We start from the raw sequence: 3,435 nt of genomic DNA, 5'->3' as shown, positions 1-3,435 counted from the left end.
GCGGCGGGGGCGAGAAAACGCCCCTGCCGCCCCCTTACCCATCCGTCAGGGTGAAGCCGGTGGATACAGCGCGCGGGGCAGCTGCGAGGCCGCCGCCGCGTCCAGCAGCCACAGCGTGCGAGCGCGCCCCTGCGCCCCGGCGGCCGGCGCCTGGATCTCACCCGCGCCGGACAGCGCGATCGCCGCGGCCTCCGCCTTGTCCTCGCCCGCCGCGAGCAACCACACCTCCCGCGCCGCCCGGATCGCGGGCAGCGTGAGCGTGACCCGCACGGGCGGCGGCTTCGGCGCGCCGCGCACGCCCACCACCGTCCGCTCGGTCTCACGGACGGCGGGCAGTTCCGGGAACAGCGACGCCACGTGCGTGTCCGGCCCGACGCCCAGCATCAGCACGTCGAAGGACGGGACGGACGCGTGGCTCTCCGGCCCGGCGGCCGACGCGAGTTCGGCCGCGTAGGCCTCCGCCGCCGCCTCCACGTCCGCGCCCCAGGGCCCGTCCGACGCGGGCATGGCGTGCACGCGCTTCGGGTCCAGCGGTACCGCGTCGAGGAGCGCCTCGCGGGCCTGGGTGACGTTCCGCTCGGGGTCGCCCTCGGGCAGGAACCGCTCGTCGCCCCACCACAGGTCGAGCCGGCTCCAGTCGACGGCGTCCCGGGCGGGCGCCGCCGCGAGCGCGGCCAGCAGGCCGTTGCCGTTGCGGCCACCGGTCAGTACGACCGAGGCGTGACCGCGCGAGGCCTGCGCGTCCACGACTTTGGTGATGAGCCGGGCCGCGGCGGCCTGGGCCATCAGTTCCTTGTCGCGGTGGACGACCAGCTGGGGAGTGCTCACTGCGGGTCCGCCTTCTTGACCGGGGGCATCTGGGCGGGGGTGGGGCGCCCCGGATCTCCCTCACCCGCTGATGCCGATGCCGGTGTGGAAGCGGATGCCGACGCCCCGGCCGCCTTCGCGGCCGGTTCCGAGCTGTCGTGCACCGGACGGACCGGGAGTTCCCCCGGCGTCCACGTCGCCGCCTCGGGCCGCTGCGAGGCCGACTGGATGCCGCCCAGCCGGTCCACCCCGAACCGCAGCGCGGACGCGTACGTGTCGTCCGGGTCGAGCCGGCGCAGCTCCTCCGCGAGCAGCTCGGACGTCTCGCGGCGCTTGAGCGCCACCGCGCGGTCCGGCTGGCCGGGCAGGGCCAGGGTGGCCATCGCGCCGTCCGAGCGGTGCAGGGTGATGGGACCGCCGGTCGTCTCCAGGCGGACCTGGGTCAGCCCGGGACCGGCGGACACGGCACGGCGTACGTGCACGTGGAGGCGGTCGGCGAGCCACATGGCCAGCAGCTCGACGCTCGGGTTGGCCTCCTCGCCCGCCACCTCGACGGAGACCACCTCGCAGTCGACCTGGTCGAGGGCGGCGGCCAGCATGGAGCGCCACGGGGTGATCCGGGCCCACGACAGGTCGGTGTCGCCCGGCTCGTAGCTCTCGGCGCGGGCCTTCAGCTCCTCGACGGGCTTCTCCGCCGCGTAGCTGTCGGTGACCCGGCGCTGGCCGAGCGCGCCCAGCGGGTCGCCCGCCGGATCGCGGGGCGCGTCCACCGACCACCAGACGACGACCGGCGCGTCGGGGAGCAGCAGGGGCAGGACGACGGACTGGGCGTGGTCCGAGACCTCGCCGTACAGCCGAAGGATCACCGTCTCGCCGGTGCCCGCGTCCGCGCCGACCCGTACCTCGGCGTCCAGGCGCGACTTGGTGCGGTCGCGGGGCGAGCGCGAGACGCGCTTGATGACGACGAGGGTGCGCGAGGGGTGTTCGAGCGAGGCGTCGTTGGCGGCCTTCAGGGCGTCGTAGGCGTTCTCCTCGTCGGTGACGATGACGAGGGTGAGCACCATGCCGACGGCCGGGGTGCCGATGGCCCGGCGGCCCTTCACGAGCGCCTTGTTGATCTTGCTGGCCGTGGTGTCCGTGAGATCTATCTTCATGGCCGACGCCAGCTCCGTCCGTCTCGCTTGAGCATTTCGTCGGCCTCGACGGGCCCCCACGTGCCCGACTGGTACTGCGCGGGCCTGCCGTGCTTGTCCCAGTACTCCTCGATCGGGTCGAGGATCTTCCAGGACAGCTCGACCTCCTCGGTGCGCGGGAAGAGGTTCGAGTCGCCGAGGAGGACGTCGAGGATCAGCCTCTCGTACGCCTCGGGGCTCGACTCCGTGAACGACTCGCCGTACGCGAAGTCCATCGACACGTCCCGGATCTCCATGGAGGTGCCGGGCACCTTGGAGCCGAAGCGGACCGTGATGCCCTCGTCGGGCTGGACGCGGATGACGATCGCGTTCTGGCCCAGCTCCTCCGTCGCCGTGTGGTCGAAGGGGGAGTGCGGGGCGCGCTGGAAGACCACCGCGATCTCGGTGACGCGGCGGCCGAGCCGCTTGCCGGTGCGCAGGTAGAAGGGGACGCCCGCCCAGCGGCGGTTGTCCACCTCCACCTTGATCGCCGCGTACGTGTCGGTCTTCGACTGGGGGTCGATGCCGTCTTCCTGGAGGTAGCCGACGGCCTTCTCGCCGCCCTGCCAGCCCTCGGCGTACTGGCCGCGGACCGTGTTCGCGCCCAGGTCGCCGGGCAGCTTCACCGCGCCGAGCACCTTGGTCTTCTCCGCGGCGAGCGCGTCCGCGTCGAAGGAGGAGGGCTCCTCCATGGCCGTCAGGGCCATCAGCTGGAGCAGGTGGTTCTGGATGACGTCACGGGCGGCGCCGATGCCGTCGTAGTAGCCGGCCCGGCCGCCGATGCCGATGTCCTCGGCCATCGTGATCTGCACGTGGTCCACGTACGACCGGTTCCAGATCGGCTCGAACATCTGGTTCGCGAAGCGCAGCGCCAGGATGTTCTGGACCGTCTCCTTGCCCAGGTAGTGGTCGATGCGGAAGACCTGGTCCGGGGCGAAGACCTCTTCGACGGTGGTGTTGAGGTCCTCGGCCGACTTGAGGTCGTGGCCGAACGGCTTCTCGATGACCGCGCGCCGCCAGGAGCCGCCCGTCTGGTCGGCGAGGCCGTGCTTCTTCAGCTGCTGGATGACCACCGGGAACGCGCCCGGCGGCACGGACAGGTAGAAGGCGAAGTTGCCGCCCGTGCCCTGCGCCTTGTCCAGCTCGCCGATCGTCTCGCGCAGCCGCTCGAACGCGTCGTCGTCGTCGAAGGTGCCCTGGACGAAGCGCATCCCCTGGATGAGCTGCTGCCAGACCTCCTCACGGAACGGCGTACGGGCGTGTTCCTTGACGGCGTCGTGGACCTCCTGGGCGAAGTCCTCGTTCGCCCACTCGCGGCGCGCGAAGCCGACGAGGGAGAAGCCCGGCGGCAGCAGGCCGCGGTTGGCAAGGTCATAAACAGCAGGCATGAGCTTTTTACGGGACAAATCGCCCGTGACCCCGAAGATGACGAGGCCCGACGGCCCCGCGATACGCG

At 72.2% G+C, this 3,435-nt stretch carries 3 protein-coding genes; all 3 read right to left on the bottom strand.

What is annotated here, in order from left to right:
• Positions 1-45 precede the first annotated feature (45 nt).
• Entirely contained in the window at positions 46-828 is a 783-nt protein-coding gene (pgl, locus tag ACFWGJ_RS42850) for a 6-phosphogluconolactonase (RefSeq protein ID WP_387334382.1), read from the bottom strand.
• Positions 825-1,961, bottom strand: coding sequence for a glucose-6-phosphate dehydrogenase assembly protein OpcA (opcA, locus tag ACFWGJ_RS42845; protein ID WP_387334381.1), 1,137 nt, complete (start codon positions 1,959-1,961; stop codon positions 825-827). The genes pgl and opcA overlap by 4 nt, the downstream gene beginning before the upstream one ends.
• Positions 1,958-3,435, bottom strand: a 1,478-nt coding sequence (gene zwf, locus ACFWGJ_RS42840; RefSeq protein WP_387334380.1) for a glucose-6-phosphate dehydrogenase, incomplete at its 5' end; no start/stop codon positions are given. The genes opcA and zwf, both read right to left, overlap by 4 nt.

Source organism: Streptomyces sp. NPDC060205 (assembly GCF_042728395.1).
Lineage (GTDB): Bacteria > Actinomycetota > Actinomycetes > Streptomycetales > Streptomycetaceae > Streptomyces.
The sequence above is the reverse complement of the archived record's forward strand: the minus strand, read 5'-3'. Positions and strand labels throughout refer to the sequence as shown.

Excerpts from the sequence above, each read along its gene's own strand:
- opcA (WP_387334381.1), bottom strand. The coding sequence starts at position 1,961 with ATGAAGATAGATCTCACGGACACCACGGCCAGCAAGATCAACAAGGCG.